This is a genomic window from Ciceribacter sp. RN22 (assembly GCF_024054295.1).
GTDB lineage: Bacteria > Pseudomonadota > Alphaproteobacteria > Rhizobiales > Rhizobiaceae > Allorhizobium > Allorhizobium lividum.
The window spans coordinates 2713142-2739243 of record NZ_JAMXLD010000001.1 but is presented as its reverse complement, the minus strand read 5'-3'; the positions used below and the strand labels follow the sequence as shown (position 1 = coordinate 2739243).

The window sequence follows — 26102 nt, the reverse complement described above, 5'->3', positions numbered from 1 at the left end:
GGTGAAGCCGGGCACCACTGAGGAGGAAAGAAATGAAGAAGTATATTCTTGGCGCTGCGCTGTCCGTCCTGATGGGTACGGCCGCCCACGCGGAAACCATCGGCGTCTCCATGGCGCTGTTCGACGACAACTTCCTGACCGTCCTGCGCAACGGCATGTCCGACTATGCCAAGACGCTCGACGGCGTGACCCTGCAGATCGAAGACGCCCAGAACGACGTCGCCAAGCAGCAGAGCCAGATCCAGAACTTCATCGCCGCCGGCGTCGACGCCATCATCGTCAACCCGGTCGACACCGACGCCACCGCCGCAATGTCGAAGATCGCCGCCGATGCCGGCGTTGCGCTCGTCTACGTCAACCGCGAGCCGGTCAACGTCAACGAACTGCCGGACAAGCAGGCCTTCGTTGCCTCCAACGAAGCCGATTCCGGCACGCTCGAAGCCAAGGAAGTCTGCCGCCTGCTCGGTGGCCAGGGCAAGGCCGTCCTGATGATGGGCGAACTCTCCAACCAGGCCGCGCGCATGCGGACCCAGGACGTCCATGACGTCGTCGCCACCGACGAGTGCAAGGGCATCGAGATCGTAGAAGAACAGACCGCCAACTGGTCGCGCACCCAGGGCGCCGACCTCGTGACCAACTGGCTTTCCGCCGGCCTCGAGTTCAACGCCGTCATCGCCAACAACGACGAGATGGCGATCGGTGCGATCCAGGCGCTCAAGGCCGCCGGCAAGGACATGAAGGACTACGTGGTCGCCGGTGTCGACGCCACGCAGGACGCGCTTGCGGCGATGGAAGCCGGCGACCTCGACGCCACCGTGTTCCAGAACGCGGCCGGCCAGGGCAAGGGCTCCGTCGATGCCGCCCTGAAGCTCGCCAAGGGCGAAGCGGTTGAAAAGAAGGTCTACATTCCCTTCGAACTCGTCACTCCGGAAAACCTGAAGGACTATCAGGCGAAGAACTGATTTCGCCAGCGAGAGTGCGGGAATGCGGGTTCGCCCGCATTCCCGATGTTTAGGGAGGAGAAGTCGCGATGGTCAGTCCGTCCACCATGGCCGCCGTCCGCAAGAGCGGTGCGGTTCCGAACGCCGAGTATCTTCTGGCCGCCGAAGGCGTGCGCAAGGAATTTCCGGGCGTCGTCGCGCTGGACGACGTGTCCTTCCGCCTGAAGCGCGGCAGCGTTCACGCGCTGATGGGCGAAAACGGCGCCGGCAAGTCGACGCTCATGAAGATCCTCGCCGGCATCTACCAGCCCGACCAGGGAACGGTGCGGCTGAAAGGTGCCGAAATCGAGCTCAATTCGCCGCTCGACGCACTGGAAAACGGCATCGCCATGATCCATCAGGAACTGAACCTGATGTCCTACATGACGGTCGCCGAGAATATCTGGATCCGCCGCGAGCCGCTGAACCGGTTCGGCTTCATCGACCATGCCGAGATGAACCGCCGCACGGCAGCACTCTTCAACCGCCTCAACATATCGATCCATCCCGAGACGCCCGTCGGGGAGCTTTCCGTCGCCAACCGCCAGATGGTCGAGATCGCCAAGGCCGTCTCTTATGAATCCGACGTCCTCATCATGGACGAGCCGACCTCGGCACTCACCGACCGCGAGGTGGAACACCTCTTCCGGATCATCCGCGACCTGCGCGCGCAGGGGATCGGCATCGTCTACATCACCCACAAGATGAACGAGCTCTTCGAGATCGCCGACGAGTTCTCCGTCTTCCGCGACGGCAAGTATATCGGCACGCATGCGTCGAGCGACGTCACCCGCGACGACATCATCCGCATGATGGTCGGCCGCGAGATCACCCAGATGTTCCCGAAGGAGGACGTTCCCCTCGGCGAGGTCGTGCTGTCGGTGAAGAACCTGACGCTCGACGGCGTGTTCAAGGATGTTTCCTTCGACGTGCGCGCCGGCGAAATCCTCGGCGTCGCCGGCCTCGTCGGCTCGGGCCGGTCGAATGTCGCCGAGACGCTCTTCGGCGTGACGCCCGCCTCCTCCGGTGAGGTCTCGATCGACGGCAAGCGCGTCTCGATCGACAGCCCGACGGAAGCGATCCGCAACCGTATGGCCTTCCTGACCGAGGACCGCAAGGACACGGGCTGCCTCCTGATCCTCAGCGTTCTGGAGAACATGCAGCTCGCGGTCCTTCAGGACCGCTATGTCCAGAACGGCTTCGTCCAGCAGAGCGAACTTTCGGCCGACTGCGAGGAGATGTGCCGCAAGCTCCGGGTCAAGACCCCGAGCCTCGACGAGCGCATCGAGAACCTTTCGGGCGGCAACCAGCAGAAAGTGCTGATCGGCCGATGGATGCTGACGGACCCGCGAATCCTGATCCTCGACGAGCCGACCCGCGGGATCGACGTCGGTGCCAAGGCCGAAATCCACCGCCTGGTCTCCGAGATGACCCGGAAGGGCGTCGCGGTCATCATGATTTCATCGGAAATGCCCGAGGTCCTCGGCATGAGCGACCGCATCATGGTGATGCACGAGGGACGCGTCACCGGCTTCCTCGACCGGGCGGAAGCCACACAGATCAAGGTCATGGACCTGGCGTCGCGCTGACGCCGTCCGGGGACCGACAGGGAGGTTAGAATGAACCAACAGACCGCGACCAAGAGCGATGTCGACCTGAAGACGGGGCAGCCGCGCGCGCGCCGGATGCCGCCGGAAGCCAACATCTTCCTCGTGCTGATCGGCATCGCGCTCGTCTTCGAACTGCTCGGCTGGCTCTTCGTCGGCCAGAGCTTCCTGATGAACCCGCAGCGCCTGACCATCATGATCCTGCAGGTGTCGGTGATCGGCATCATCTCCGTCGGCGTGACGCAGGTCATCATCACCGGCGGTATCGACCTCTCCTCGGGGTCGGTCGTCGGGATGACGGCGATGTTCACTGCGAGCCTCGCCCAGTCCTCCACCTGGTCGCGCGCACTCTATCCGAGCCTCACCGACCTGCCCTTCTTCATTCCGATCGGCGTCGGCATCCTGATCGGGCTTCTAGCCGGCTTCATCAACGGCCAATTGATCGCCAGAACAAAGATCCCGCCCTTCATCGCCACCCTCGGCATGATGGTGACGGCGCGCGGCATTTCGAAGTGGTACACCAAGGGCCAGCCGGTTTCGGGTCTTACCGACCAGTTCAACTTCATCGGTACGGGCGTCTGGCCGGTCATCGTCTTCCTCGTCGTCGCGCTGATCTTCCATATCGCGCTGCGCTACACCCGCTACGGCAAGTTCACCTATGCGATCGGCGCCAATGTGCAGGCGGCCCGCGTCTCCGGCATCAACGTCGAAAGACACCTGGTCAAGGTCTATGCGATCGCCGGCATGCTGGCGGGTCTCGCAGGCGTCGTCACCGCCGCCCGCGCCCAGACCGCACAGGCCGGCATGGGCGTGATGTACGAGCTCGACGCGATCGCGGCGGCCGTCATCGGCGGCACCTCGCTCTCGGGCGGCGCCGGCCGCATCACCGGCACGGTGATCGGCACCATCATCCTCGGGGTGATGACCTCCGGCTTCACCTTCCTGCGCGTCGACGCCTACTACCAGGAAATCATCAAGGGCATGATCATCGTCGCCGCGGTCGTGGCCGACGTCTATCGCCAGAAGAAGCGCAAGGTCTGACGAACTCCTCCCCGTCAAACCGACTGGCGGCGCCCCGGCGCCGCCTTTTTGTTTTTGCGTCCGTTTCGCAGAGGTCGACGTTTGACGGACATCAATGCGCGAAGGTAGGAACCGTCGTCTATTTTTGATAGAGCTAATAGAAGGAATGTGCAGGTCACGGGGTCGGGTGTCGATCCGGCCGGGAGGCGGCGATGGAAGGGCATGGGCAGAAGACCGGGCCGGCCCGCATGTGGGAGCTATTCCCGCATGACGCGGATGTCGGCGTGCGCGGTTTCGGCGCGACCCCGGCGGAAGCCTTCGAACAGGCGGCCCTTGCGCTGACGGCGGCTGTGACAGACGAACCGGTCGAAGCCAGAACCATGGTCGAGGTCGAATGCAGGGCGCCGGCCCTCGACCTGCTCTTCGTGGAGTGGCTCAACGCGATCATCTACGAAATGGCGGTCCGCCGAATGCTCTTCAGCCGCTTCGAGGTCAGGATCGACGGAGACATCCTGAAAGGCACGCTCTGGGGGGAGCCGGTCGACGTGCTGCGGCATGCGCCGGCGGCGGAACCCAAGGGTGCGACCTATGGCGAGTTGCAGGTGGAACAGGCCGCTGACGGCAGCTGGTCGGCCGCCTGCATCGTCGATGTCTGAGGGAGGTGACGATGGACCCGGCACGTTTCACGAAGGTCGATCCGTTCACATGGCGCATCGAGCCGACGGGCGCCATGCGCGTTCCGGCGATCATCTATGCCGACGAGGCGCTGATCGAGGGGATGGACGAGAAGGTCTATCAGCAGGCCTCGAACGTCGCATCGCTGCCGGGCATCGTCGGAGCCTCCTACGCCATGCCGGATGCCCATTGGGGCTACGGTTTCCCGATCGGCGGGGTCGCCGCCTTCGATGCCGATCATGGCGGCATCGTTTCGGCGGGCGGCGTCGGGTTCGACATTTCCTGCGGTGTGCGCACCATGCTGACCAGCATTCCCGTCGAAGACCTGAAACGGGTCGCGCATGGCCTTGCCCAGGCGCTCTACCGCGACATCCCGGCCGGTGTCGGCAGTGAAAGCACGATCAGCCTCGACGACATCGAGATGGACGACATGCTGCGGGGCGGTGCGCGCTGGGCGGTCGACAGGGGCTGGGGCGAGGAACGCGATCTCGAACGTATCGAGGAGAACGGCCGCATGGCCGGCGCCCGGCCTGAATTCGTCTCCAACCGTGCCAAGGAACGACAGCGCCGCGAGATGGGAACTCTGGGCTCCGGCAACCACTATCTCGAAGTGCAGGCAATCGACGAGATCTACGACCCGGAAGCGGCACGCATCTTCGGACTGCAGGTCGGTGAGGTCGTCGTTACGATCCATTGCGGCTCGCGCGGGCTCGGTCATCAGATCGGCAGCGACTTCCTGCTCGAAATGGTCGGCGCGGCGAAGGAGGCTGGCATCGTCCTGCCGGACAAGGAACTCGCCTGCGCGCCGATCAACTCGGACGCGGGCCGTCGCTACCTCGGCGCCATGCGCGCCGGCATCAACTGCGCACTCGCCAATCGCGAGATCCTCGGCCATTTCACGCGGAGGGTCTTCCGGCATTTCTTCCCCGGCAACGAACTCACACTGCTTTTCGACGTGTCGCACAACACCTGCAAGGCCGAAGAGCACGAGGTCAACGGCAGGCGCCGCAGCCTGCATGTCCACCGCAAGGGCGCGACACGAGCCCTCGGCCCGGGCCATCCCGACCTGCCTGAAGCACTGAAGGCGGTGGGTCAGCCGGTGCTGATCGGCGGCAGCATGGGCACCAATTCCTATGTGCTGGCCGGCCTTGCGACGAGCGAAGAAAAGTCCTTCTCCTCCGCCTGCCACGGCGCCGGGCGGGCCATGTCGCGCCATGCGGCAGCCAAACAGTGGGGCGGCCGCCAGGTGGTCGACGAGCTGGCCCACCGCGGCATCATCATTTGCAGCCCTTCGATGCGCGGGGTCGCGGAAGAAGCACCCGGAGCCTACAAGGACGTGGGCGCCGTGGTCGTGGCCGCCGAGAAGGCCGGCCTTGCCCGCCGCGTGGCGAAGCTTTCCCCGCTTGTCTGCATCAAGGGGTGAGCCGCGCGAAGATATCTTCCGACAGTGGACGTCAGACGGCGACCCAGCGCCGCTCGGCGAAGGAGCGCGCCATGGCGTGGACGGACTGCTCGATGCGCAAACCGTCCTCGAAGTCGATCACATGGGCCTTGTCACCGCCGATCGCCGCGATCAGTTCGCGGCATTCGATGACCTTCAAGTCGTTGAAGCCGAGGCCATGGCCGGGTGCAGGAATGAAGCGGTCGTAGGGCGGATGGTGGGGTGCCGCGAGCACGGTGCGGAATCCCTGCTCCTCGGCCCGGCCGCCCGTCTCGTAGATCTGGAACTCGTTCATCCGCTCCTGGTCGAACAGAATCGAGCCTGCCGAACCGAAGACCTGAAGCGCGATGCGCCCCTTGCGGCCCCAGGCCGAACGGTTCGCCATCAGCACGGCCGAGAGGCCGCCTTGCAGCGTCATCAGCACGCTTGCGACATCGTGGTTCTCGACGGACCGGGTTCCCCCGCCCTTCAGCGGCCGCTCCGCATACGGCTTTACGAGATCGGCGACGACCGTCTCCACATGGCCGAAGAGGGTGAGGAGCAGCGAAAGCGGATGGACGGCGAAATCGTCGAGCGCGCCGTAGCCGGAGGCCGCCTCGCTCTTCCAGTAGAACGGCACGAAAGGATCGGCCATGAAATCCTCGTCCATCTCGACGCGGACGTGGTTGACGGTGCCGATCGCACCCTCGTCGATCAGCCGCCGGATATGGCGGATCATCGGGTTCTGGATGTAGTTGTAGCCCATGACGGCGGTGCGGCCGGCTCGTGCCGCCGCATCCCGCATGCGGACCGCATCGGCATAGGCGGGTGCCATCGGCTTCTCGCACCAGACGTGCTTGCCGGCGTCGAGGGCCGCAATTGCCATGTCCGCGTGGAAGGCATTGGGTGTCGTCACCGAGATCACGTCGATTTCCGGATTGTCGAGGAGGTCGCGCCAATTGCCGGTCGCGGTCTCGAAGCCGAATTCGGCGGCTCTCTTCGCAGCGAGCTCGACGTTGATCTCGGCGAGCGCCACCAGCCGCGGCCGTGCCACGTCGCCGAAGACGCTCGCGACATTGTTCCACGCCAGCGCATGGCATTTGCCCATGTAACCGGTGCCGATCAGACCGATTCCGAGACCCGTCATGCCTTCCTCCCAGAAGCAGGGTTAGATGAACGCCGTCATGCAGGCCTGGTTACGGATTGTCGCGCTTGAAGATCCAGTCGTGGTCCGGATGGTTCTTGAACCGCCATTTGCGGAGCGGTCCCGCCATGACGTTCAGGTAATACATCTCGTAGCCGTAGGGCGAACCGCAGGGATGGTGACCCTTCGGCACCAGGACGACGTCGCCGTCGGAGACCGCCATGGTCTCGTCGAGCGAACCGTCCTCGGTAAAGACGCGCTGGAAGCCGAAGCCCTGGGCCGGGTTCAGGCGGTGATAATAGGTCTCTTCGAGATAGGTCATCTCGGGATAGTTGTCTTCGTCGTGCCGGTGCGGCGGATAGGAGGACCAGTTGCCCGACGGCGTGAAGACCTCGGTGACGAGCAGGCTGTCGGCGACGTCGCGGTCTTCCATGGCGATAGGATAGATGTAGCGGGTGTTCGCACCCTTGCCCCGTTCGGTGAGCGCGATGCCTTCCGGCCCGATCACCTGCGCCTCGCGGCCCGGCATGGCGGGTGCGGTGCAGACGGCGAGCGTGCAGTCCGTCGTCGCCGTCGCCGACCAGTCGCTGCCGGCCGGGACGTAGACGCAATGCGGGGGCTTGCGCTCGAAGACGTTCATGCGGTCGCCGAGTTCGCCGAAGGCCTTGCCGCCGCCCGAAACCTCGGCCTTGCCCTCGACCAGCACGAGGATCACCTCCGTCTCGCCGGTTTTCTCGGCTGCCCTTTCGCCGGCCTTCAGGCGGTAGAGCCCGAAACCGACATAGCCCCAGCCCGCACTTTCCGGCGTGATGTCGTGAACCTTGCCGTTCGTGCCCTGCGGTTTGCGCAGAAGATCGCTCATGCCTCGTCTCCCTTGTCGGTTTCCCGGCTTTCGGCAGGCTTTTCGTTGGTCGACGGGGCCTTTGCGTCCGGCGACAGGAACAGCTGCCAGCCGGCATAGCCGGCCGCAGCGAGAAAGATGATCGCCCAGCCCGCCGCGCCGTTCGACCATTCGACCACGGCCCAGATCGCCGGAAGAACGACCGTGAGGATACGTAGCCAGAGCGGCCGGAAGAACGGATGCTGCGGGTCGAGAAATTTCACGCCGTCTCCTTGTCCAGGCCGGCGGTCTTCGCCATGGCCTTCAGCGATTTCAGTCCGAGGCTCTGGTATTCGAAGGGATTGCGGACGTCCGGGTCCTGCTCGGCTTCGATGACCAGCCATCCGTCGTAACCATGCTCGGCCGCAATCCGCAAGACCGGCGGGAAATCGACGCCGCCCTCGGCATCGCCCGGAACGGTGAAGACGCCGCGGCGAACACCTTCGAGGAAGGAGAGGTTCTCGTCACGGACCGCTTTCGCAACGACCGGACGAACGTTCTTGGCATGGATGTGGCCGACGCGGTGCATATACTTCTTCGCGACCCGTTCCGGGTTGCCGCCGCCGAACAGGCAGTGACCGGTGTCGAGGAGGAGATGGGCGTGCGGCCCGGTGTTCTCCATCAGCCGGTCGATCTCTTCCTCGCTCTCGACGATCGTCCCCATATGATGGTGGTAGACGAGGGTGATGCCCTGCCCCGCGGCGTATTCCGCGAGTGCCTCGACCCCGGCGCCGAAGGTCTTCCAGTCGGCGTCGGAGAGCTTCGGCCGGGCATTGACGGCCACCGCGTCATTGCCGTGGATGGCGTTCGAGGTCTCGCACACGATGATGACCTTGGAACCCATCGCCTTCAGGAGGTCGAGCGCCGGCTGCATCGCCGCCTTTTCCTCTTCGATCGAATTGGTCAGCAGGTTGAGCGAATGCCAGCCGGAGACGAAGCGCAGGCCGCGCGGCTCCAGCACGGCCTTGAGGCCCGCCGGATCAGTCGGGAACTTGTGGCCTTTCTCGATACCGTCGAAGCCGATCTTCGCCGTCTCGTCCAGGCACTGGTCGAGGCTGATATGGGCGCCGAGCGTGCGGTCGTCGTCGTTGGACCATGCGATCGGATTGGTTCCGTAGAGGATCATGTCTAGCGTCTTTCCTTCAGCGCTGCTTCATAACGGGTACGGGCTTCGTTGACTTCCCGGCGGGCGGAGACTTCGGGGACCGCAACGTCCCACCAGAAACCACCGGCGTCGGGTGTCGGATACGGATCGGTGTCGATCACGATGACGGTCGGAGCCGTGGCCTCGCGCGCGGCCTCCAGCGCTTCTTCGAGCTCGGCGATGGACGAAACCTTGCGGGCGTCGGCGCCCATCGACGCCGCGTGCGCGGCAAAATCGATGGCGATCGGGTTCACGTTGGTATGCGCATAGAGATTGTTGAACTCCGCGCCGCCGGTTCCCATCTGCAGCCGGTTGATACAGCCGTAGCCGCGGTTGTCGGTGATCACGACGGTGATCTTGACGCCCATCGCGACGGCGGTCGCGAGCTCCGAATTCATCATCATGTAGGAGCCGTCGCCGACCATGACGACGACGTCGCGATCCGGTTCGGCCATCTTGATGCCGAGGCCGCCGGCAACCTCGTAGCCCATGCAGGAAAAGCCGTATTCCATGTGATAGGAGAGCGGCAGCTTCGCCTTCCACAGCTGGTGCAACTCGCCCGGCATGGTGCCGGCCGCGCACATGACGACCGTGTTGTCGCGCGAGGCACGCTGCACGGCGCCGATCACCTGCATGTCGGTCGGCAGCGCATTGCCGTCCTTCGGCGCAGCAGTGACGGCATCCGCCCTGGCGAACCAGGCGTTCTTGAGGTCGGCATCGGGTGCGGGGAAGACCGCGTCGCCGAGCGCCGCCGACAGGCGTTCGAGCCCGATCTTCGCATCCGCGGTCAGTGCGATCGCGTCATGCTTGGCGCTGTCATAGGGCTGGACGTTGAGGGCGAGGATCTTGCGCGCCGGGTTCTTGAAGAGGGCCCAGGAGCCGGTGGTGAAATCCTGGAAGCGCGTGCCGACGCCGAAGACGAGATCGGCGTTCTCGGCGACGATGTTGGCGCAGCCCGTTCCAGTCACGCCGACGGCACCGAAATTGAGCGGGTGGTCCCAGGCGAGCACCGACTTTCCGGCCTGCGTCTCGACGACGGGAATGCCGTGCTTTTCGGAGAAGGCCTTGAGCGTTTCGGTCGCGCCGGAGAAATGCACGCCGCCGCCGGCGACGATGACCGGGTTCTTCGCCGCCTTCAGCGCCGCGACGGCCGCCTCGAATTCCGCTGCATCCGGTTCCGGGCGACGCTGGCGCCACACCCGCTTTTCGAAGAAGCTTTCGGGATAGTCATAGGCCTCGGCCTGGACGTCCTGGCAGAAGGCGAGCGTCACCGGCCCGCAATCGGCCGGGTCGGTCATCGTGCGCATCGCCCGCGGCAGGGCGGTCAGCAACTGTTCCGGGCGGGTGATGCGATCGAAATAGCGGCTGACCGGCCTGAAGCAGTCGTTGACCGACATCGTGCCGTCGCCGAAATCCTCGAGCTGCTGGAGGACGGGATCGGGACCACGATTGGCGAAGACGTCGCCGGGTATCAGAAGGACCGGCAGGCGGTTGACGTGGGCGAGTGCGGCGGCCGTCACCATGTTGGCGGCACCCGGCCCGATCGAGGACGTGACCGCCATGGCGCGGCGGCGGCGAAGCTGTTTCGAATAGGCGATCGCCGCATGGGCCATCGACTGCTCGTTCTGGCCGCGATAGGTCGGAAGCTGATCCCGGACCCCGTAGAGCGCTTCGCCGATGCCGGCGACATTGCCGTGGCCGAAGATCGCCCAGACGCCGGCGATATAGGTCTCGCCGTGCTCGTTCATCTGATTGGCGAGGTAGCGCACCATCGCCTGCGCGGCCGTCAATCGCACCGTTTTCATGCCTTTCCTCCCTTGGCGCGCGCCTTGTCCCAGACCGCGCAAAGACTGCTGTATCGCGCCGCCATTTCCTCGATCGCCTCGGCATCGGTGATCGTGCCGGCGAGCCAGCCCCGGGCGGCATCGCCGAAGATCGTGCGCCCCACGGCAAAACCCTTGACCAGATCAAAGCCGGCCGCAAGCGCGAAACTCTCCTCCAGCTCGGCGGCCGGAGCGTCGAGCCCCAGCACGACGATGCCGCGGGCATAGGGGTCGTTGCGGCGGACCGCCTCGCAGGCATTCGCCCAGGAGGCTTCGGTCTTCATCGGCTCCAGCTTCCACCAGTCGGGATAGACGCCGATCTCGTAGAAGCGGTCGATGATCTTTGCCACCGTATCGTCGTCGGTCGGGCCGACCTTGGACGGAATGACCTCGAGCAGCATCTCCAGCCGGTTGCGCCGGGCGGCGGCGAAAAGCCTTGCGACCGTCTCTTCCTGGTTTGCCCGCAATTCCGGCGGATCGTCAGGATGGTAGAAACAGAGCACCTTGACGACATGCTCGACCGGCCACTCGCAAAGGCCACCGAAGTCGGGCCCGATCTCCGCCTCCAGTGTCAACGGCCGGGAGCCCGGCCATTCTACGGGGCGGCCGATCCAGAGACCCGAGCCGGCGGCACGGTAGAGCGTGTCGCGTCCGAGCCGGCCGTCGCAGAGAATGCCGTAGCCGCTGCCGCCTCCCGCAACCTGCTGGGCCGCCTTCAGGCAGAGCTCCTTGAAGGCGCCGATGCGTTCCGGCGCGGCACCCGCTTCCTCGGCCAAGGCTTCGAGCTGCATGCGGTGGTCGAAGGCGAAGACGCGCATGACCGGCCAGTCGGTCTTGCGGTTCGTCGACCAGTGCACCTGTTCGAGGGCGGCATCCTTGCGCAGCGCCTTGTTGCGGATGCCCCGTTCGAAGAAATACTGGAGCTCCTCCCAGCTCGGATAGGCCGGCGTGCAGCCGTGGCGGGAGACGGCGAAGGCGCCGCAGGCATTGGCGTATTTGAGGCTCGTCGGCCAGTCCTCGCCGGTGAGCCAGCCCTTCAAGAGGCCCGACATGAAGCCGTCGCCGGCGCCGAGAACATTGAAAACCTCGATCGGAAAGCCCTGACCCTTCTGGCCGGCGTCGAGGCTGTCGGGGATCTCGCCCTCGAAAACCACGGCGCCCATCGGGCCGCGCTTGCAGACGAGCGTCGCCGGCGTGATGCGGCGCACGGCCCGCAGAGCCTCCAGCGTGTCGGTCGACCCGCCGGCGATATGAAATTCCTCTTCCGTACCGACGATCAGGTCGAAGAGCGGCAGCGTCGACTGCAGCTTGGCAGTGACGGCACGGGATTCGATAAAGCGGCTTTCGCCGGCGCCGTGGCCGGCAAGGCCCCAGAGGTTCGGCCGGTAGTCGATATCGAGCGCGGTTTTCGCGCCGTTTTCACGCGCGAGCCCGAGCGCCTTGAGGACTGCCTTTTCGGTGTTCGGATGGGAAAGATGCGTGCCGGTCGCGCAGACACAGCGTGCATCGGCGATGAAGGCCGGATCGACGTCGTCCTCGCAGAGCGCCATGTCGGCGCAGTTCTCGCGGTAGAAGATCAGCGGAAACTGGTCCTGGTCGCGGATGCCGAGGATGACGAGCGCCGTCAGGCGCTCGGGATCGGTCCTCACGCCGCGTACGTCGACACCTTCGCGGACCAGTTGCTCACGGATGAAACGCCCCATATGCTCGTCGCCGACGCGAGTCAAAAGCGCCGACCTGAGGCCGAGCCGTGCCGTACCGGCGGCTATATTGGTCGGTGAACCGCCGATATACTTGTTGAAGGAGGCCATATCCTCAAGCCGTCCTCCGACCTGTACTCCGTAGAGATCGACGGACGAACGGCCAATCGTGATCAGATCGAGTGATGTCAAAGCCTGCCTCCCTGTTCGCGGACGGTGCGGCCGCCCTGCCGTTCACGCAGCCCTCCCCGACAGGCCGCTGCCTCACAGGTTTTGAACTTTATATTCCATTTTTGGAAATTTCAACACAGATATTCAATTTTCTTGCCGAGCCGTTCCAACCGCGACCGAGAGCGTGATGGCAAGGCAGAGCGTAGCCGAAAGCGAGCGGAAAGCACCGAAGTCGACCTCGGAGACGAGCAGCGTCTGGGCGTTCGATTTCCGCAGCGGACTGACGATCGTGTCGGTGATCGCCACCACCGGAATGCCGCGCGCGGAAACCGCTTCGACGATGTCCAGCGTCTCGGCCGAATAGGGCGCGAAGGTGATGGCGAGCAGCGCATCGCCGGGGCGGACCGCATGGCGGTTATCGAGCTTGCCGACGGCACTGTGGAGCATGGCCGGCACGCCCATCTTCTCGAACGCATAGGCCATGTAGCTCGCGACCGGGAACGACCGGCGCATCCCGATGATATGCACCATGTCGGCGGCGGCGAGCGTCTTCACCGCCTCTTCGAGAGCCGCCGGGTCGACGGTCTTCAGTAGGCCTTCGAGCGACGTGCGGCCCGCTTCGACGAATTCGGCAAGCAATGCGGAGGGACTACCCTCCGCCTTTTCGCGCAGGTGATGGAGCCTGGTCGAATAATCCGGCCAGCCACCGACATAGGACTCGCGGAAGAGCTTCTGCATTTCGGAGAAGCCGGAAAAGCCGAGAATCTGACAGAAGCGCATGAATGCCGACGGCTGCACGCCTGCACCTTCTGCCATTTCGGCGACCGTCGAAACGGCGATCCGGTCCTTGTTGGAAGCGACGTAATCGGCGCATTGCCGCAACCGCTTCGGCAGCTTTTCGGAGACCTGGAGAAGCCTTTCCTCGAAGGCCTTGATACTGGTCGGGGCGCCCGTCTCTCCCATCATCATCCTTTCCCATAAGCCTATTGACATAGACGATGCCGCAATCTAGCAAAATGGAACATATATTCCAAACAGAGATTTTCGGCGGCGGTCGCGCGCCACGGAATCTATCCGCAGACCAGCGATGCCGCCCGCTTATAGGACGCGGCGCAGGGAGGAAAGCAAGATGGTAACGAGACTGGCCCTTCTGGGTGCGGGACGAATCGGCAAGGTGCATGCGAAGGCGATCGCCGAGGACAAGCGGGCGAAGCTCGTCGCCGTTGCCGACGCCTTCCCCGAAGCGGCGAACGCCATCGCCTCCGCCGCCGGCTGCGCCGTCAGGACGATCGACGAGATCGAGGCCGACAAGGATATCGACGCGGTCGTCATCTGCACGCCGACCAACACCCATGCCGGCCTCATCGAGCGCTTTGCGAAGGCGGGCAAGGCAATCTTCTGCGAGAAGCCGATCGACCTCGACGTCGCCCGCGCCAGGGCGTGCCTCGAAACCGTGCGCCAGACCGGCGCCAAGGTGATGCTCGGCTTCAACCGCCGCTTCGACCCGCACTTCCAGGCCGTGCGCCGGGAGATCGACGCCGGCACGATCGGCAAGGTCGAGATGGTGACGATCACCAGCCGCGATCCCGGCGCCCCGCCGGCCGAATACATCAAGGTCTCGGGCGGCATCTTCCGCGACATGACGATCCACGACTTCGATATGGCCCGTTTCCTACTCGGCGAGGAAATCGAGACGGTCGTCGCGACCGGCTCTGTCCTCGTCGATCCGAAGATCGGCGAACTCGGCGACTATGACAGCGCCTCGCTGATCCTCACCACGAAGAGCGGTCGCCAGGCGGTCATTTCCAACTCCCGGCGCGCGTCCTACGGCTACGACCAGCGCATCGAGGTGCACGGCTCGCTCGGCGCCGTCTCGGCCGAAAACCAGCGCCCGGTCTCGATCGAGGTGGCGACCAAGGACGGCTATACCCGGCCGCCGCTGCACGACTTCTTCATGACCCGCTACACGGCCGCCTATGCGGCGGAAATCTCCGCCTTCATCGACAGCCTCGAAAAGGGCACCGCGCCGTCGCCTTCGGCCGAGGATGGGCTGATCGCACTGGCGCTCGCCGATGCGGCGCTGAAATCGGCGAAAGAGAACAAGGTGGTCCGCGTCGAGCTCTGAGGCGACCTCCTCCGCATGCCAGAGGTAAAAATGCCGGCGCTTCCCGCGGCATTTTTCTTGGAAGGCATTTTGGCTCAACGCACCGGCCGTGCGAAGAGGTCCATCCAGCCGGCGATGAAGCGTTCGCGCTGCGCCTTGTCCTGAGCGGCGAGAAGGGCGGGCCCGATGCGGATCGGTCGGCCGATGCCTGATTCCATCAGTGCCGGCGGACCATCCACACCGGCGGGCAGTGGTGCCCGCTCGGAAAAGAAGAAAGCCTTCTCGCGGGCGACGCGCTGGCCGCGGCCGGACAACAGGTAGTCGAGGAACCGGGCCGCCAGGTCCGGGCGAGCGGACCTCGCCGGGATCAGCACGCCGCGCGACAGCACGAGTGTGTAGTCGCGCGGCACGACGATCTTCAGATTCGGATTCTGCAGATAAGCTGCATACGCATAGGAGCCCAGGATATTGTATGCGATGCGGAGATTGCCGCTCGCGATCCCGCCGAGCACCTCGCTGTTGCAGCAACGGGTAACGGCTTCCGCACGGCTGAAGCTCTCCAGCAGCCGCCCGTAGACCGTCGGCGCCTGGCGCGCATCGTTGAAGGCGAGCAGATAGCCGATGCCGGAGGCCTGCACGTCATACGTCCCGATGCGCCCGCGGTAGACATCCGGCTTGCGCCGCAGGAGCTCGGAAAGCTCCTCATGGGTGTGCGGCACATCCTCCGGCGGCACGCGCGAACTGTCGTAGACGATGACGGCGGGCTCGAAGGTGAAACCGTAAACCTCCTCCCGCCAGTTCGCCCAGTCCGGCACCTGCGCCGTCACGAAGGAGCGGTGCGGCCGGGCGCAGCCATCGTTCGCAAGCTTGACGAGCTGGTCGACGGACGAGGACAGCCAGAGATCGCCGTTGACGCGACCTTCGCGGCAGGCCGCTTCCGCCTCACGGAAGAGGTCGTTCGTCACGTAATCGGTGAACTCGACGGTGACCTCCGGCATGGTCTCCTGGAAGTCGAGGATCAGCGGACGGATCGCGTTGAGGTCGGTCGCGCCGTGGATGACGAGCTTCGCCTTTTCGCCCGCGGGCGCCGGAAAGACGGCGCGCTCGCCTTCGATGGCGAAGGCCGCGACATTCGGGAAGCAGGCGACGATTGCGGCCACGAGGGCGGCAGAGAAACGGTTCATGATTTCCCCTTGCCGCGCAGCGGCAGCTTCAGCACGACGGTGAAACCGTGCTCCTCGTTCCTCGACCGGAAGGTGAGTTCGCCGCCGAGGGCTGCCGCCACCTCCGAGGAGATGGCAAAGCCGAGGCCGGCACTCCCCTCGCCCGATTTCGAGGTCACGAACCGCCTCGTCACCTGACCCCAGTCCGCTTCCGGGATGCCGGGACCATCGTCCTCGACCTCGACCAGCCCGAATTCCGGAATATGGACCACCCGCACCTCCAGCCGCGAGACCGTGCCGTGGCGCAGCGAATTGTCGATCACGTTGACGATCGCCTCGCGCAGGCTGAGTTCGTCGCCGAGCACGACGACATCCTCGTCCGGTGCCTCGAAGGAGACGACGATGTCGGGGTCTATGGTGATCGGGATGGCGGCCCGGAATGCCTTGCGGGCGACCCGCGTCAGGTCGAGCGGCACGAGCTGGGCGGAATCGAAGCGATGGATGACCATCGCATGGTTGAGCAGCTGATTGGTGAAGCGGGCAAGCTCGCCGGCGCGATTGCGGACCCGCTCCAGATGCCGGCGATCGCTGTCGGGCAGGTTGTTCTCGTCGATCAGGCTGACCTGCGCCGAAAGCGCGGTGAGCGGCGTGCGGATCTGGTGAGCGCTGTCGGCGATGAAGCGCTGGAGGAGCTTCACGCGCTCGTCGAGCCGCCGCACGAAATGGTTGATCGAGGACACGAAGGGCGAAAGCTCGCGCGGTACGTCGACCGCAAGCGGCGTCAAATCCTGGGGATCGCGCGCGACGAGCGTTTCTCCGAGGGCAGAGACCGGCCTGAGCGAATAGCGGATCGCAAGCGCCGTGCCGGCCAGCGCAAGCGCACTCATGGCCGCGACCAAGGCCAGCGCCCGGGTGGAGAGCTCGGAGGCGAGCGCCTGCCGCGCCTGCGTCGTCTGTCCGATCACGACGTGAGCCCAGCCGGAGGTGGATGGGTCCGAGATCGCCTTGCCCGCCACGATCACCCTGAGCGGCTCGCCACGGTAACGCATGTTGATGAGAACCGGACCGGGCCGCGCCCCGGCGAGATCGACGTCAGGTGTGAGGTCTTCGTAACCGGTCATCGTCTGGCCGCCGGCGTCGATGACGCGGTAGAAGATGCGGTCGCGCCCGGCAAGCCCGAGCAGTTCGAAGGCCGATGACGGCAGGTTGACGACGAGCTTGCCGTCCTCGACCGTCAGCCCTTCGAGCATCTGCAGCGCGGCTCCCTGCAGAAGGCGGTCGTAGGCCTCGTCGGCGGCCGTCCGCACGTAGAGCCACGCCGCACTCATCAGGATCGCTGCGCCGACGGTGAGAACGATGGCGACACGCAGCAGAAGGCGGGAGAAGAGGGACGATTCAGGCCTGTACATCGGCAACCAGCTGATATCCGACGCCACGGACGGTGACGATGCGCGCGTGGGCTCCTTCGAGTTTCTTGCGCAACCGGCCGACATAAAGCTCGATCGCGTTGGGGCCGGCCGGCTCTTCGAAGCCGAAGAGCTGATCGAGAAGCTGATCCTTGCTGAACACCCGGCCGGGGCGGGTCGCCAGGATTTCGAGCAACGTCATCTCCCGGCGCTTCAGCTGCACCTCCCGCTTGCCGACGCGCACGCTCCTGTTGGCGCGGTCGAGCACGATGTCGCCGCAGGCGATGATGTTGGTCGCCTCGCCGCCGCTTCGCCGGCGCATGAGCACGCGGGCGCGCGCCTCGAGTTCACGGAAATCGAAGGGTTTGACGAGATAGTCGTCGGCGCCGAGGTCGAGCGCGCTCACCCGGTCGTCGATCTCGGAACGGGCCGTCAGCACCAGCACGGGAACCGCGTTGCGGCTCTGGCGCAACCGCTTCAGTATCTCGAAGCCGTCGAGGCCCGGCAGCATCACGTCGAGAATGACCAGGTCGTATTCGGTGAAATCGAGAATGTCGGAGGCCGCACGACCGTCCGTCTCCCAGTCGACCGTATGCCCGATCGCCTCGAAACGACGGATGATCGCTTCACCGACATCGTGAGTATCTTCCACCAGCAGAATGCGCATGACTGACCGTGGCACGGATGGCCCCGCCGATCAAGCACAGGCTTGGGCCGGGGCATGCCTAACGCTTCTTAACACCCGTGACAGCATTGTGACAGGTTTGCGCCCTAAAACAGGCGTGCCTGATCCGGGAGAGAGTGCCGGGCAGGTATGGGGAGGAGCACTCCGAAAAACGACTGCCGAATGCGCCCGTGGCCAGGCCTCGTCGCGACGACGCCCCGCAGACGGGCGACCGAAGGCATATGGTTTCTCTTCCCCGATCATGGAGCACCTTCTTCACGCGACGAGGGACGCGCCGCAAGACGAACCGCGCGAGGCGGTCCCGAGAAAGGAACGGGATCGCCGGGCGCCGAAGATCACATGGGAGAGAGATGATGATCCGTTTTCTGACCAAGACCCTGGCGGGAGCCGCACTGGTGACGCTCGCCGCCGGCACGGCCGCATTCGCCGAACCGGCGAAGCCGGAATGCCTTGCCGGCGCCAAGCCCGGCGGCGGTTTCGACCTCACCTGCCGGCTCGCCGCCAATGCGCTGCTCGAAACCAAGGAAATTTCAACGCCGATGGCGGTGACGTACATGGAAGGTGGCGTCGGTGCGGTCGCCTACAACCACGTCATCGGCAAGCGCGCGACGGACGGCAACCTGATCACCGCCGCCTCGTCCGGCTCGGCACTCCTCATCGCACAGGGGAAGTTCGGCAAGTATGACGAAAACGCCGTCCGTTGGCTCGGCGCTCTCGGCGCAGACTACGGCGTGCTCGTCGTCTCGGCCGATTCCCCCTACAAGACGCTCGGCGAACTCGTCGAAGCCTACAAGGCTGATCCGAACAGCTTCGCCATCGGCGGCGGCGGTGCCGTCGGCTCGCAGGACTGGATGAAGGGCTCGCTGCTCGCCAAGTCCGCCGGTCAGGATCCGAAAGCCATGCGCTACGTCGCGCTCGAAGGCGGTGGTGCGGTTCTGACCGCGCTCGAAGGCGGCCACATCAAGGTCGGCTCGGGTGACGCCGCCGAAATGGGCAAGCACCACCTTGCAGGCAAGGTCCGCATCCTCGCCGTCATGGCACCGGAACGTCTGTCAGGAGAACTCTCCGGCGTCCCGACTGCTCGCGAACAGGGCTTCGATATCGACTGGCCGGTCTGGCGCGGTTACTATGTCGGCAAGGACGTATCCGACGCCGATTACGACTGGTGGGTCTCCACCTTCGAAAAGATGAGCAAGACGCCTGACTTCGCCAAGGAGCGTGAAGCCCGCGGCCTGTTCGAATTCACCCTGCTCGGCAAGGATTTCGACAAGCGCGTGAAGGACGACGTCGCCCGCTTCAAGATCCTCGCCAAGGAAGCCGGCATGTAATTGCCGCCTGAACCCGCACGACGGGACCTTCCGGGAGAAAGCCCGGAAGGTCGTTTCCGGCCGGCCCGCTTGGTCGCCGCGAGAGCGTCATGCCCGAAATGCCGCGACCCGAAGGCACGGTTTGTGCCGCACGGCAGAGCCGTCGCACGCACATTCGGTCCGTTCGTGCAAGCTGTTCCCTCTCGAAGAGTGGAGACCGATCCATGTCAGACCATAGCAGAACAACCCTCCTCACCGGACGCATCGGCGCGATCTGCGTGCTCGCCTTCGCGATCGCCTACGGCATCGGCGCGAGCCGCATCGACTATTCCTTCTCCTCCGATCCGCTGGGGCCGCGGGCCGTGCCCCTGATCCTCGCCGGCATTCTCGGTGTGCTCGCGCTCTTCTATCTGCGTTCGCCGGGAAGCGCGGAAGGCTTCCCTTCCGGGGTACTTCTGCTGCGGGTGCTGGCCGTTCCGGTCATACTGATCGCCAGCGTTGCGGTCTTCGAGCCTGCGGGCTTTGCCGCGTCGATCTTCCTCCTAACCTTCGGCACCGGGATGATCTTCGGGGCCCCGCCGCTCAAGGCCGTGATCGGGGCTGCCGGTCATGCCGCGCTCTGGTGGGTCATTTTCGCCTGGCTGCTCGAGGTCTATCTGCCGGTCGGCGCGCTCTTCGGCTGAGCCGACGGCACCACCGAACACGTCTCCCCTAACCGGGAAAGGTCATAGTCATGAACTTCGAATATCTCGCCCAAGGCTTCGGCGTCGCGCTGACCTGGCAGAACCTGCTGATCGGCTTCGTCGGCTGCTTCATCGGCACCATGGTCGGCGCGCTTCCGGCGATCGGGCCGATCAACGGCATCGCGCTCCTGCTGCCGATCGCCTACACCATGGGGCTGCCGCCCGAGAGCACGATGATCCTGCTCGCCTCCGTCTATTGCGGCGCCGAATACGGCGGCCGCATCTCCTCGATCCTCCTCAACGTCCCCGGCGATGCCGGCGCCGTCATGACCGCGATGGACGGCTATCCGATGGCGAGACAGGGCCGCGCCGGCGAGGCGCTGGCGCTTTCAGGCCTCTCCTCCTTCGTCGGCGGTATCCTCGGCTCGATCGGACTCGCCCTGTTCGCGCCGCTCCTCGCGGGGCTGGCGATCGGTTTCGGCCCGGCGGAATATTTCGTGCTGATGGTCTTCGCCTTTGCCACCCTCGGCTCGATGGTGGGCGACCAGCCGGTCAAGACGCTGATCGGCTGCACGCTCGGCCTGATGCTGGCGACCGTCGGCATCGACGCGACCTCCGGCGCATACCGCTTCACTTTCGACCAGCCCGAGCTCGGTGACGGCATCGAATTCGTCGTGCTGGTCATCGGCCTCTTCTCGATCTCCGAAGCCCTCATCATCCTGGAACACCAGGGGCGCGGCTTCACCATGATCCGCGATCTCGGCCGGATGACCGCCCAATGGGCGGATGTCGTGAAGTGCACCGGCACCGCACTCAGAAGCTCGGTGATCGGCTTTGTCGTCGGCGTGTTGCCGGGAACCGGCGCCTCGGTCTCCAGTGCGATCTCCTACACCACCGCAAAGCGCATCTCCGACACCGAAGGAACCTTCGGCAAGGGTGACGTCCGCGGCCTGGCGGCCCCGGAAGCGGCCAACAACGCGACCGCCTGCGGCGCCTTCGTGCCGATGCTCACCCTCGGCGTTCCGGGTTCAGGGACAACCGCCGTCATGCTCGGCGCGCTGATGCTCTACAACATCCAGCCGGGCCCGATGCTGCTTGCCGAACGGCCAGAGATCGTCGGCGGTCTCGTCGCCTCGCTCTTCGTCGGCAACTTCATCCTGCTCGCCCTCAACCTGCCGCTGGTCAACATCTTCGCCCGCGTCCTGACCGTTCCGAACTGGCTTCTGGTTCCGGGCATCCTGGTGCTTTCGATCGTCGGCGTCTATTCGACCCACGCATCGGTCTTCTCGATCTTCCTGATGCTCGGCATCGGCATGATCGGCTGGCTCCTGCGCAAGGCGGGCTTCGACATGGCACCGCTCATCCTGGGTTTCGTGCTCGGCCGCGTCATGGAGGTGAACCTGCGCAACGCGCTGGCGATCAGCGGCGGTGATCCCTCGATCCTCTTCCAGAGCACGATCTCGATCGTTCTCTGGCTCATGGCCGCAGGCGTTGCGATCCTGCCGTGGTATCTGTCGTACCGTGCGAAGAAGCGGATCAGGCAGGCGGCTCTGACCGCCTGACGATCAAAGAAGTCTCCCGAGAGAGCGCCGCGCCGACCGCTTGCTCAAGCGTCGGCGCGGCGCACGTGTCTTGGCGGATAACGTGTTCGACTAGACTCTTGGAAGAAGCGCGTCGATCTCGGCGCGCGTCGGCATCGCCGGGGCCGTGCCCGGCCGCGTCACGGCGATTGCCGCCGTTGCGCAGCCGAAGCGCACGGCCTCCACCGGATCCCGGCCTTCGGAGAGCGCGGTTGCGAACCCGCCGAGAAATGCATCGCCCGCGCCCGTCGTATCGACGACCTTGCCGGCGGAAAAGGCAGGGACGAACTCGCTCGTCGTCGCCGTGTGATAGAGTGCGCCACGGGCCCCGAGGGTGATGATGGCAGCTCCGACACCTTTTCGCAGCAGCAGATCGCCGGCGGCGCGGGCCTGTTCATCCGTCTCGACGGGATGGCCGACGATCTCGGCCGCTTCCACCTCGTTCGGCGCGAAGAAATCGCACAAGGGGTATATGTCATCGGGAAGCGGCCGGGCGGGCGCGGGATTGAGAATGGTCGTCACGCCTGCCGCCCTGGCGATCGAAAGGCCATGGATGGCCGCTTCGATCGGTTGCTCGAGCTGGGTCATGAAAATCGCGGCATTCTCGATATCTTGCCGGTTGGCATCGACGTCCTCGATGCCGATCAGACCTGCGGCCCCGGCAGCGACGATGATGGCGTTGTCGCCATTCTCCTCGTTCACGAAGATGAAGGCGGCGCCCGTCGGCACGTCGTCCATCTGAATGACATTGGCCCTCACCCCGGCGGCCTTGTAGGCCGAGAGCGCCATCTCGCCGAACGGATCCCTGCCGACCCGCGAGATGAAGGTCACCTCCCCGCCGGCCTTGGCAGCGGCGATCGACTGGTTGGAGCCCTTGCCACCGGGCCCCAGTGCAAAGCCCGAACCCATGATCGTTTCGGCGATCCGCGGCAGGCGCTTTGCCTTGTAGGCCGTGTCGGCGGCGAAAATTCCGAGAATGACAATACCGCGGCGCGCGCTCATCTGACGACGTCCTCGGCCGGAATGACCCCCTTCGTCAGCAGGAAACATCCGTAGAAACGCAGTTCGCCGGTCGCGATCACGCAATAGGCCTTCTTCGCCACCTCGTAAAAGGCCATCCGCTCGACGCCGTACATGGGAGACGGGCGGCCTTCCACGCGATTGACGATGGCCTGTACCTCCGCCTGAACCCCGGGGATCTCGTCGGGCTTGCCCATCACTTCCATGCGGCCGACCGACGGCTGAACCGGCGTGTCCAGCGGAAAGACCGACAGGATCGCGTCGATGGCCCGCGGCGCGGGAATGTTGTCCATCGTCAGGAGCTTGCCGATGCGGGTTTGCCGGGCAATCGCATCGGACGGGAAGTTCGCATCGGCGACCACAAGGAAATCGCCGTGTCCCATGGTGCTCAGTGCTTCGAGAATGGCGCCGTTCAGTTCGGCCCTGATCCCTTTCAACATGTCCTTTGTCCCTCTTTTTCCGCAGTTATCGGGTTTTCTTCATGTTTCTGGTCGTTCTTCAGGTGAGGCTCGGCCCGCGTCCTGGCGCAGGCCCCGTCGATCTGCGAACAATCAGCGAGCCCTCGACCATTTCGTCCTCGTCCGGGGAATTCTGATCCAGGAGACGCTCGACGGCGCGTGCAGCCAACCGCTCGGTCGGCTGACGAACCGTCGTCAGGCGCGGCACGACAAGTTTGGCCAGCGTGATGTCGTCGAACCCGGCCACCGACAATTCGTCCGGCACGTCGACCTTGAAGTCTCTGGCAGCCCGCAACGCCCCGATGGCCTGCTGGTCGCTGGCGGCGGCTATTGCCGTCGGCCGGTCGCCGGGCTCCCGCGCCAGCAGTGCGCGTGCGGCTCTTTCGCCGGATTCGTAGTCAAAGCGGCCCGCGACGATTTCGAGCTCGATCTCCTCGCCTGCCTCGCTCAGTTGCTGAGCCCGGTCCACGAAGCCTTTCCGGCGCATGCGCCCGGCCTCGGTTTCAGGGGGACCGGCAATATAGGCAATCCGGCGGTGCCCCAGCGCGTAAAGGTGATCGACGACCAGCGACGCGGCCTGCGCGTGGTCGGTCGAGACCAGCGGGTACGAGCCGAAGCGGCGGTCAAGCGATATGATCGGCACCGGCGCATCGATTTCCAGATCCGAGTTGCCGTTGGACGCGACGACGATGATTCCGCGCACCGAGCGGTCCAGGAATGCCAGGATGTGGCTCTGTTCGGCCTCGAGATCCTCATGCGAACTGGCCAGCATCACCATGTGACCGGCTTCGAGCGCGGCGCGCTCAACACTCGCCGCCAGCTGCGCAAAGAACGGGTTGGTGATGTCCGGAACGACCAGGCCGATCACGTCCGTCTTGCTGGTACGCAAGGCACGCGCGGTCACGTTGGGGCGGTATCCCAGTTTCGCGATCGCCTCGTTGACCTTCTCCCTGAGAGCCGGTCTTACCGCCGCCTCCCCCGCGATAACACGCGAGACCGTACCCACGGAAACGCCCGCCTCAACAGCAACATCCTTGACCGTGGGCGTCTTTCGCATGCCAGCTCCCGCTCTTACTTGACGGCCCCGGCAGTCATACCCGCGATGATGTGCTTTTCAAGCAGGACACCGACAAAAACCAGCAGAAGGATGCCGGCCGTGGACAGGGCCGCCATCGACCACCAGTTGATGCCCTGGCTGCCGGTCTGGCTGGCAATCATCACCGGTAGCGTGTTCGTGTTGGTCGACGTCAGCAGGGCGGCGAAGAAATACTCGTTCCAGCAGAGGATCAACGCCAGGATGAACGCCGCGATCATGCCCGGCAGAACCAGCGGGACGATGATGCGCGAGAAGGCCCCCCAGATCGAAAGACCGTCAACCAGGGCGGCTTCTTCAAGCTCCACGGGTATGGTGGCGAACTGGTCGCGCATGATCCAGACCACGATCGGCAGAACCATGAGCGTATAGACCGCAATCATGCCGACGTAAGTGTCGAGAAGCGCAAGCTGCTTGTAGAGAACGAGGAACGGCAGCGCGAGCACGACCGGCGGCATGATGAGCTGCGACAGGAAGAAGAAGGAGATGTCGGAGTTCCGCATATAGCCGAACTTGTAGCTGAAGCGGCTAAGACCATAGGCGGCGAGTGTTCCGAGAAAGACCGCCAGCGTCGACGACATCCCCGATATGACCACGCTGTTCCAGAACCGGCGCATGAATTCGGCGCGCACCGTGGACGTCTCGAAAATCGTGTCGGGAGAAAGCCCGAGCGAACGCCAGCCGAGCCAGGACGGCTGAAAGTCGAGGAGCGGAACGAGATTGCCGCGCATCACATCGGCAGCGATCTTCAAGGACGTCGTGACAGTCCAGAACACCGGGAAGATGCAGATGACCGCCCAGATCGCGAGGAGGCCATAGACGACGAAGCGCATGGCCCACCAGCGCATGCGCTGCCGGCGATCGAATTTGTCCAGATCAACAGAAACCATCATAGCCTTCCCGTCATACGTTGCACGACACGGTCGGCAATCTTCATCAGGAGCGTCATTCCAATCACGATGATCACCAGATAGGCGAGCGCCAGCAGGGTGCCGTAGCCGACATTCGATCGGTCGCGGTATTCACGATAGATGAAGCTCGTCACGGAATCGGTCGCACCGCCCGGCCCCCCGGTCGTGACCGTGATGATGATGTCGGCGAGCTTCAGTTTGAAGATGATGCGGATCATGACGGCCGTTACCGAAACCGGCAGCATCAGCGGGAAGATCACCTTCCAGAAACGTTGCCACTTCGTCGCGCCATCGACCTCGGCTGCCTCGAGGACTTCTCTCGGCAGAGCCTGCAACCCGGCGAGCAGCATGATCATCATGAACGGGATGAAGGTCCAGGCGTCCATGATCATGATCGACAGCCTTGCCGTCAGGGGGTCCCCGAAGAAGGATGGATTTTCCCAGCCGAGCCAACGGGCAAATCGCGCGATCGGGCCGAAGCGTGTTTCGAGCATCGACTTGCCGACCATCCAGCTGACGGCGACCGGCGACAGCATCAGCGGCACCAGAAAGGTGACCCGCCAGAACTTTCGCGCGACGATGTTCTGGTTGAGCAACAGCGCCAGCCCGAACGCGATCGCGTACTCCACCACGATCGCCAGACAGTAATAGATCATGTTCACGAGCGCGTTGATGTAGAACGGATCGGAAATCATCCGCCGCAGATTGTCGAGGCCGTTGAAACGCCGTCCCGTCGGCGAGGCGAGGTTCCAGTCGGAGAAGCCGATCCACAACGCAAAGAGAAGCGGGAACACCACCATGGAGATGACGAAGAGTGCCGCGGGCAGCACGAACAGCGCTTTCTTCCCGGTCTCGCCATAGATCACCACCCGGGTAACGCAGAGAATGCACGCCCAGATGAAATACGCATAAAGAACCGGGCGCCAGTTCTCGAAGCCCAGGCTCGTCCAGCCGAGATCATGCGCGGCTTGCAGACAGAAGGATGTGAGAAGCCAGAGGACACTCAACCACAGAGCTGCCCTGCCCCAGAGCTTCCGGCTTTGGGAAATGGAGTCCGTCTCCACCGTGTGCAGCAGATCGCCGTCGACCATAGACATGGATTTCCTCGTTTGGACGAATGCCGGCCGG

General features: G+C 64.5%; 24 protein-coding genes. 9 read left to right on the top strand and 15 right to left on the bottom strand.

Going from position 1 to position 26102, the window contains the following annotated elements:
* The first annotated feature begins 32 nt into the window (after positions 1–32).
* From NHF53_RS13340 to NHF53_RS13320, 5 genes are all read left to right on the top strand, one after another.
* Positions 33–962, top strand: a complete 930-nt coding sequence (locus NHF53_RS13340) for a sugar ABC transporter substrate-binding protein (protein ID WP_252834586.1) — start codon at positions 33–35, stop codon at positions 960–962.
* A 68-nt stretch (positions 963–1030) separates the two neighbouring features.
* Complete coding sequence (locus NHF53_RS13335; RefSeq protein ID WP_252834585.1) at positions 1031–2569, top strand: sugar ABC transporter ATP-binding protein; 1539 nt, start codon at positions 1031–1033, stop codon at positions 2567–2569.
* Between the two features lie 30 nt (positions 2570–2599).
* Positions 2600–3628, top strand: a complete 1029-nt coding sequence (locus NHF53_RS13330) for an ABC transporter permease (protein WP_252834584.1) — start codon at positions 2600–2602, stop codon at positions 3626–3628.
* 191 nt (positions 3629–3819) lie between these two features.
* On the top strand, positions 3820–4263 hold the full coding sequence (locus NHF53_RS13325; protein ID WP_252834583.1) for an archease: 444 nt from the start codon (positions 3820–3822) through the stop codon (positions 4261–4263).
* Between the two features lie 11 nt (positions 4264–4274).
* The gene (locus NHF53_RS13320) at positions 4275–5705 is read left to right on the top strand and encodes an RtcB family protein (RefSeq protein ID WP_252834582.1); all 1431 of its coding nucleotides are present in this window, start codon (positions 4275–4277) and stop codon (positions 5703–5705) included.
* Between the two features lie 31 nt (positions 5706–5736).
* On the opposite strand, the gene NHF53_RS13315 is transcribed toward NHF53_RS13320, so the two are convergent.
* The 7 genes from NHF53_RS13315 to NHF53_RS13285 form a co-directional block, all read right to left on the bottom strand.
* Positions 5737–6849 (bottom strand): Gfo/Idh/MocA family protein, encoded by a 1113-nt coding sequence (locus NHF53_RS13315; protein ID WP_252834581.1) that lies wholly within the window; start codon positions 6847–6849, stop codon positions 5737–5739.
* Between the two features lie 49 nt (positions 6850–6898).
* On the bottom strand, positions 6899–7708 hold the full coding sequence (gene iolB, locus NHF53_RS13310; RefSeq protein WP_252834580.1) for a 5-deoxy-glucuronate isomerase: 810 nt from the start codon (positions 7706–7708) through the stop codon (positions 6899–6901).
* On the bottom strand, positions 7705–7950 hold the full coding sequence (locus NHF53_RS13305; protein WP_252834579.1) for a hypothetical protein: 246 nt from the start codon (positions 7948–7950) through the stop codon (positions 7705–7707). Before NHF53_RS13305 ends, iolB begins: the two co-directional genes overlap by 4 nt.
* Complete coding sequence (gene iolE, locus NHF53_RS13300) at positions 7947–8852, bottom strand: myo-inosose-2 dehydratase (protein WP_114364637.1); 906 nt, start codon at positions 8850–8852, stop codon at positions 7947–7949. The genes NHF53_RS13305 and iolE overlap by 4 nt, the downstream gene beginning before the upstream one ends.
* A 2-nt stretch (positions 8853–8854) precedes the next feature.
* Positions 8855–10675 carry a 3D-(3,5/4)-trihydroxycyclohexane-1,2-dione acylhydrolase (decyclizing) gene (gene iolD / locus NHF53_RS13295; protein WP_252834578.1) on the bottom strand — a complete coding sequence of 607 codons (1821 nt, stop codon included), beginning with the start codon at positions 10673–10675 and terminating at the stop codon, positions 8855–8857.
* Complete coding sequence (gene iolC / locus NHF53_RS13290) at positions 10672–12585, bottom strand: 5-dehydro-2-deoxygluconokinase (protein WP_252834577.1); 1914 nt, start codon at positions 12583–12585, stop codon at positions 10672–10674. The genes iolD and iolC overlap by 4 nt, the downstream gene beginning before the upstream one ends.
* Positions 12586–12708: 123 nt before the next feature.
* Positions 12709–13527, bottom strand: coding sequence for a MurR/RpiR family transcriptional regulator (locus NHF53_RS13285; RefSeq protein WP_252834975.1), 819 nt, complete (start codon positions 13525–13527; stop codon positions 12709–12711).
* A gap of 166 nt (positions 13528–13693) precedes the next feature.
* Between NHF53_RS13285 and iolG the strand changes: the two genes are divergently transcribed.
* On the top strand, positions 13694–14689 hold the full coding sequence (gene iolG, locus NHF53_RS13280; RefSeq protein WP_252834576.1) for an inositol 2-dehydrogenase: 996 nt from the start codon (positions 13694–13696) through the stop codon (positions 14687–14689).
* Between the two features lie 74 nt (positions 14690–14763).
* On the opposite strand, the gene NHF53_RS13275 is transcribed toward iolG, so the two are convergent.
* Genes NHF53_RS13275 through NHF53_RS13265 form a run of 3 tightly spaced genes read right to left on the bottom strand, consistent with a single transcriptional unit; the run spans position 14764 to position 17904 of the window.
* Positions 14764–15852 carry an ABC transporter substrate-binding protein gene (locus NHF53_RS13275; RefSeq protein WP_252834575.1) on the bottom strand — a complete coding sequence of 363 codons (1089 nt, stop codon included), beginning with the start codon at positions 15850–15852 and terminating at the stop codon, positions 14764–14766.
* Complete coding sequence (locus NHF53_RS13270) at positions 15849–17240, bottom strand: sensor histidine kinase (RefSeq protein WP_252834574.1); 1392 nt, start codon at positions 17238–17240, stop codon at positions 15849–15851. The genes NHF53_RS13275 and NHF53_RS13270 overlap by 4 nt, the downstream gene beginning before the upstream one ends.
* On the bottom strand, positions 17227–17904 hold the full coding sequence (locus NHF53_RS13265; RefSeq protein WP_112687822.1) for a response regulator transcription factor: 678 nt from the start codon (positions 17902–17904) through the stop codon (positions 17227–17229). The genes NHF53_RS13270 and NHF53_RS13265 overlap by 14 nt, the downstream gene beginning before the upstream one ends.
* 371 nt (positions 17905–18275) lie before the next feature.
* On the opposite strand from NHF53_RS13265, the gene NHF53_RS13260 reads away from it, so the two are divergent.
* The 3 genes from NHF53_RS13260 to NHF53_RS13250 all read left to right on the top strand — a co-directional run bounded on the left by NHF53_RS13260 (position 18276) and on the right by NHF53_RS13250 (position 21474).
* Positions 18276–19250 (top strand): tripartite tricarboxylate transporter substrate binding protein, encoded by a 975-nt coding sequence (locus NHF53_RS13260; protein WP_252834573.1) that lies wholly within the window; start codon positions 18276–18278, stop codon positions 19248–19250.
* Positions 19251–19453: 203 nt separating this feature from the next.
* On the top strand, positions 19454–19912 hold the full coding sequence (locus NHF53_RS13255; protein ID WP_252834572.1) for a tripartite tricarboxylate transporter TctB family protein: 459 nt from the start codon (positions 19454–19456) through the stop codon (positions 19910–19912).
* 50 nt (positions 19913–19962) lie between these two features.
* Complete coding sequence (locus NHF53_RS13250) at positions 19963–21474, top strand: tripartite tricarboxylate transporter permease (RefSeq protein ID WP_252834571.1); 1512 nt, start codon at positions 19963–19965, stop codon at positions 21472–21474.
* A 90-nt stretch (positions 21475–21564) separates the two neighbouring features.
* Here NHF53_RS13250 and rbsK read toward each other — a convergent pair whose 3' ends face one another.
* Genes rbsK through NHF53_RS13225 form a run of 5 tightly spaced genes read right to left on the bottom strand, consistent with a single transcriptional unit; the run spans position 21565 to position 26071 of the window.
* Entirely contained in the window at positions 21565–22494 is a 930-nt protein-coding gene (rbsK, locus tag NHF53_RS13245; RefSeq protein ID WP_252834570.1) for a ribokinase, read from the bottom strand.
* Positions 22491–22952 carry an RbsD/FucU family protein gene (locus NHF53_RS13240; RefSeq protein WP_114364648.1) on the bottom strand — a complete coding sequence of 154 codons (462 nt, stop codon included), beginning with the start codon at positions 22950–22952 and terminating at the stop codon, positions 22491–22493. Before NHF53_RS13240 ends, rbsK begins: the two co-directional genes overlap by 4 nt.
* A 58-nt stretch (positions 22953–23010) precedes the next feature.
* Positions 23011–24027, bottom strand: a complete 1017-nt coding sequence (locus NHF53_RS13235; protein WP_252834569.1) for a LacI family DNA-binding transcriptional regulator — start codon at positions 24025–24027, stop codon at positions 23011–23013.
* Between the two features lie 14 nt (positions 24028–24041).
* The gene (locus tag NHF53_RS13230) at positions 24042–24953 is read right to left on the bottom strand and encodes a carbohydrate ABC transporter permease (RefSeq protein WP_252834568.1); all 912 of its coding nucleotides are present in this window, start codon (positions 24951–24953) and stop codon (positions 24042–24044) included.
* Entirely contained in the window at positions 24953–26071 is a 1119-nt protein-coding gene (locus NHF53_RS13225; protein WP_252834567.1) for a carbohydrate ABC transporter permease, read from the bottom strand. Before NHF53_RS13225 ends, NHF53_RS13230 begins: the two co-directional genes overlap by 1 nt.
* Positions 26072–26102 lie beyond the last annotated feature (31 nt).

Excerpts from the sequence above, each read along its gene's own strand:
- rbsK (WP_252834570.1), bottom strand. The coding sequence starts at position 22,494 with ATGAGCGCGCGCCGCGGTATTGTCATTCTCGGAATTTTCGCCGCCGAC.
- iolG (WP_252834576.1), top strand. The coding sequence starts at position 13,694 with ATGGTAACGAGACTGGCCCTTCTGGGTGCGGGACGAATCGGCAAGGTG.
- iolD (WP_252834578.1), bottom strand. The coding sequence starts at position 10,675 with ATGAAAACGGTGCGATTGACGGCCGCGCAGGCGATGGTGCGCTACCTC.
- NHF53_RS13330 (WP_252834584.1), top strand. The coding sequence starts at position 2,600 with ATGAACCAACAGACCGCGACCAAGAGCGATGTCGACCTGAAGACGGGG.
- NHF53_RS13235 (WP_252834569.1), bottom strand. The coding sequence starts at position 24,027 with ATGCGAAAGACGCCCACGGTCAAGGATGTTGCTGTTGAGGCGGGCGTT.
- NHF53_RS13325 (WP_252834583.1), top strand. The coding sequence starts at position 3,820 with ATGGAAGGGCATGGGCAGAAGACCGGGCCGGCCCGCATGTGGGAGCTA.
- NHF53_RS13230 (WP_252834568.1), bottom strand. The coding sequence starts at position 24,953 with ATGGTTTCTGTTGATCTGGACAAATTCGATCGCCGGCAGCGCATGCGC.
- iolB (WP_252834580.1), bottom strand. The coding sequence starts at position 7,708 with ATGAGCGATCTTCTGCGCAAACCGCAGGGCACGAACGGCAAGGTTCAC.
- NHF53_RS13340 (WP_252834586.1), top strand. The coding sequence starts at position 33 with ATGAAGAAGTATATTCTTGGCGCTGCGCTGTCCGTCCTGATGGGTACG.
- NHF53_RS13260 (WP_252834573.1), top strand. The coding sequence starts at position 18,276 with ATGATCCGTTTTCTGACCAAGACCCTGGCGGGAGCCGCACTGGTGACG.
- NHF53_RS13320 (WP_252834582.1), top strand. The coding sequence starts at position 4,275 with ATGGACCCGGCACGTTTCACGAAGGTCGATCCGTTCACATGGCGCATC.
- NHF53_RS13275 (WP_252834575.1), bottom strand. The coding sequence starts at position 15,852 with ATGAACCGTTTCTCTGCCGCCCTCGTGGCCGCAATCGTCGCCTGCTTC.
- NHF53_RS13225 (WP_252834567.1), bottom strand. The coding sequence starts at position 26,071 with ATGTCTATGGTCGACGGCGATCTGCTGCACACGGTGGAGACGGACTCC.
- NHF53_RS13240 (WP_114364648.1), bottom strand. The coding sequence starts at position 22,952 with ATGTTGAAAGGGATCAGGGCCGAACTGAACGGCGCCATTCTCGAAGCA.
- NHF53_RS13250 (WP_252834571.1), top strand. The coding sequence starts at position 19,963 with ATGAACTTCGAATATCTCGCCCAAGGCTTCGGCGTCGCGCTGACCTGG.
- NHF53_RS13265 (WP_112687822.1), bottom strand. The coding sequence starts at position 17,904 with ATGCGCATTCTGCTGGTGGAAGATACTCACGATGTCGGTGAAGCGATC.
- NHF53_RS13255 (WP_252834572.1), top strand. The coding sequence starts at position 19,454 with ATGTCAGACCATAGCAGAACAACCCTCCTCACCGGACGCATCGGCGCG.
- NHF53_RS13285 (WP_252834975.1), bottom strand. The coding sequence starts at position 13,527 with ATGGGAGAGACGGGCGCCCCGACCAGTATCAAGGCCTTCGAGGAAAGG.
- NHF53_RS13315 (WP_252834581.1), bottom strand. The coding sequence starts at position 6,849 with ATGACGGGTCTCGGAATCGGTCTGATCGGCACCGGTTACATGGGCAAA.
- iolE (WP_114364637.1), bottom strand. The coding sequence starts at position 8,852 with ATGATCCTCTACGGAACCAATCCGATCGCATGGTCCAACGACGACGAC.
- NHF53_RS13335 (WP_252834585.1), top strand. The coding sequence starts at position 1,031 with ATGGTCAGTCCGTCCACCATGGCCGCCGTCCGCAAGAGCGGTGCGGTT.
- NHF53_RS13270 (WP_252834574.1), bottom strand. The coding sequence starts at position 17,240 with ATGTACAGGCCTGAATCGTCCCTCTTCTCCCGCCTTCTGCTGCGTGTC.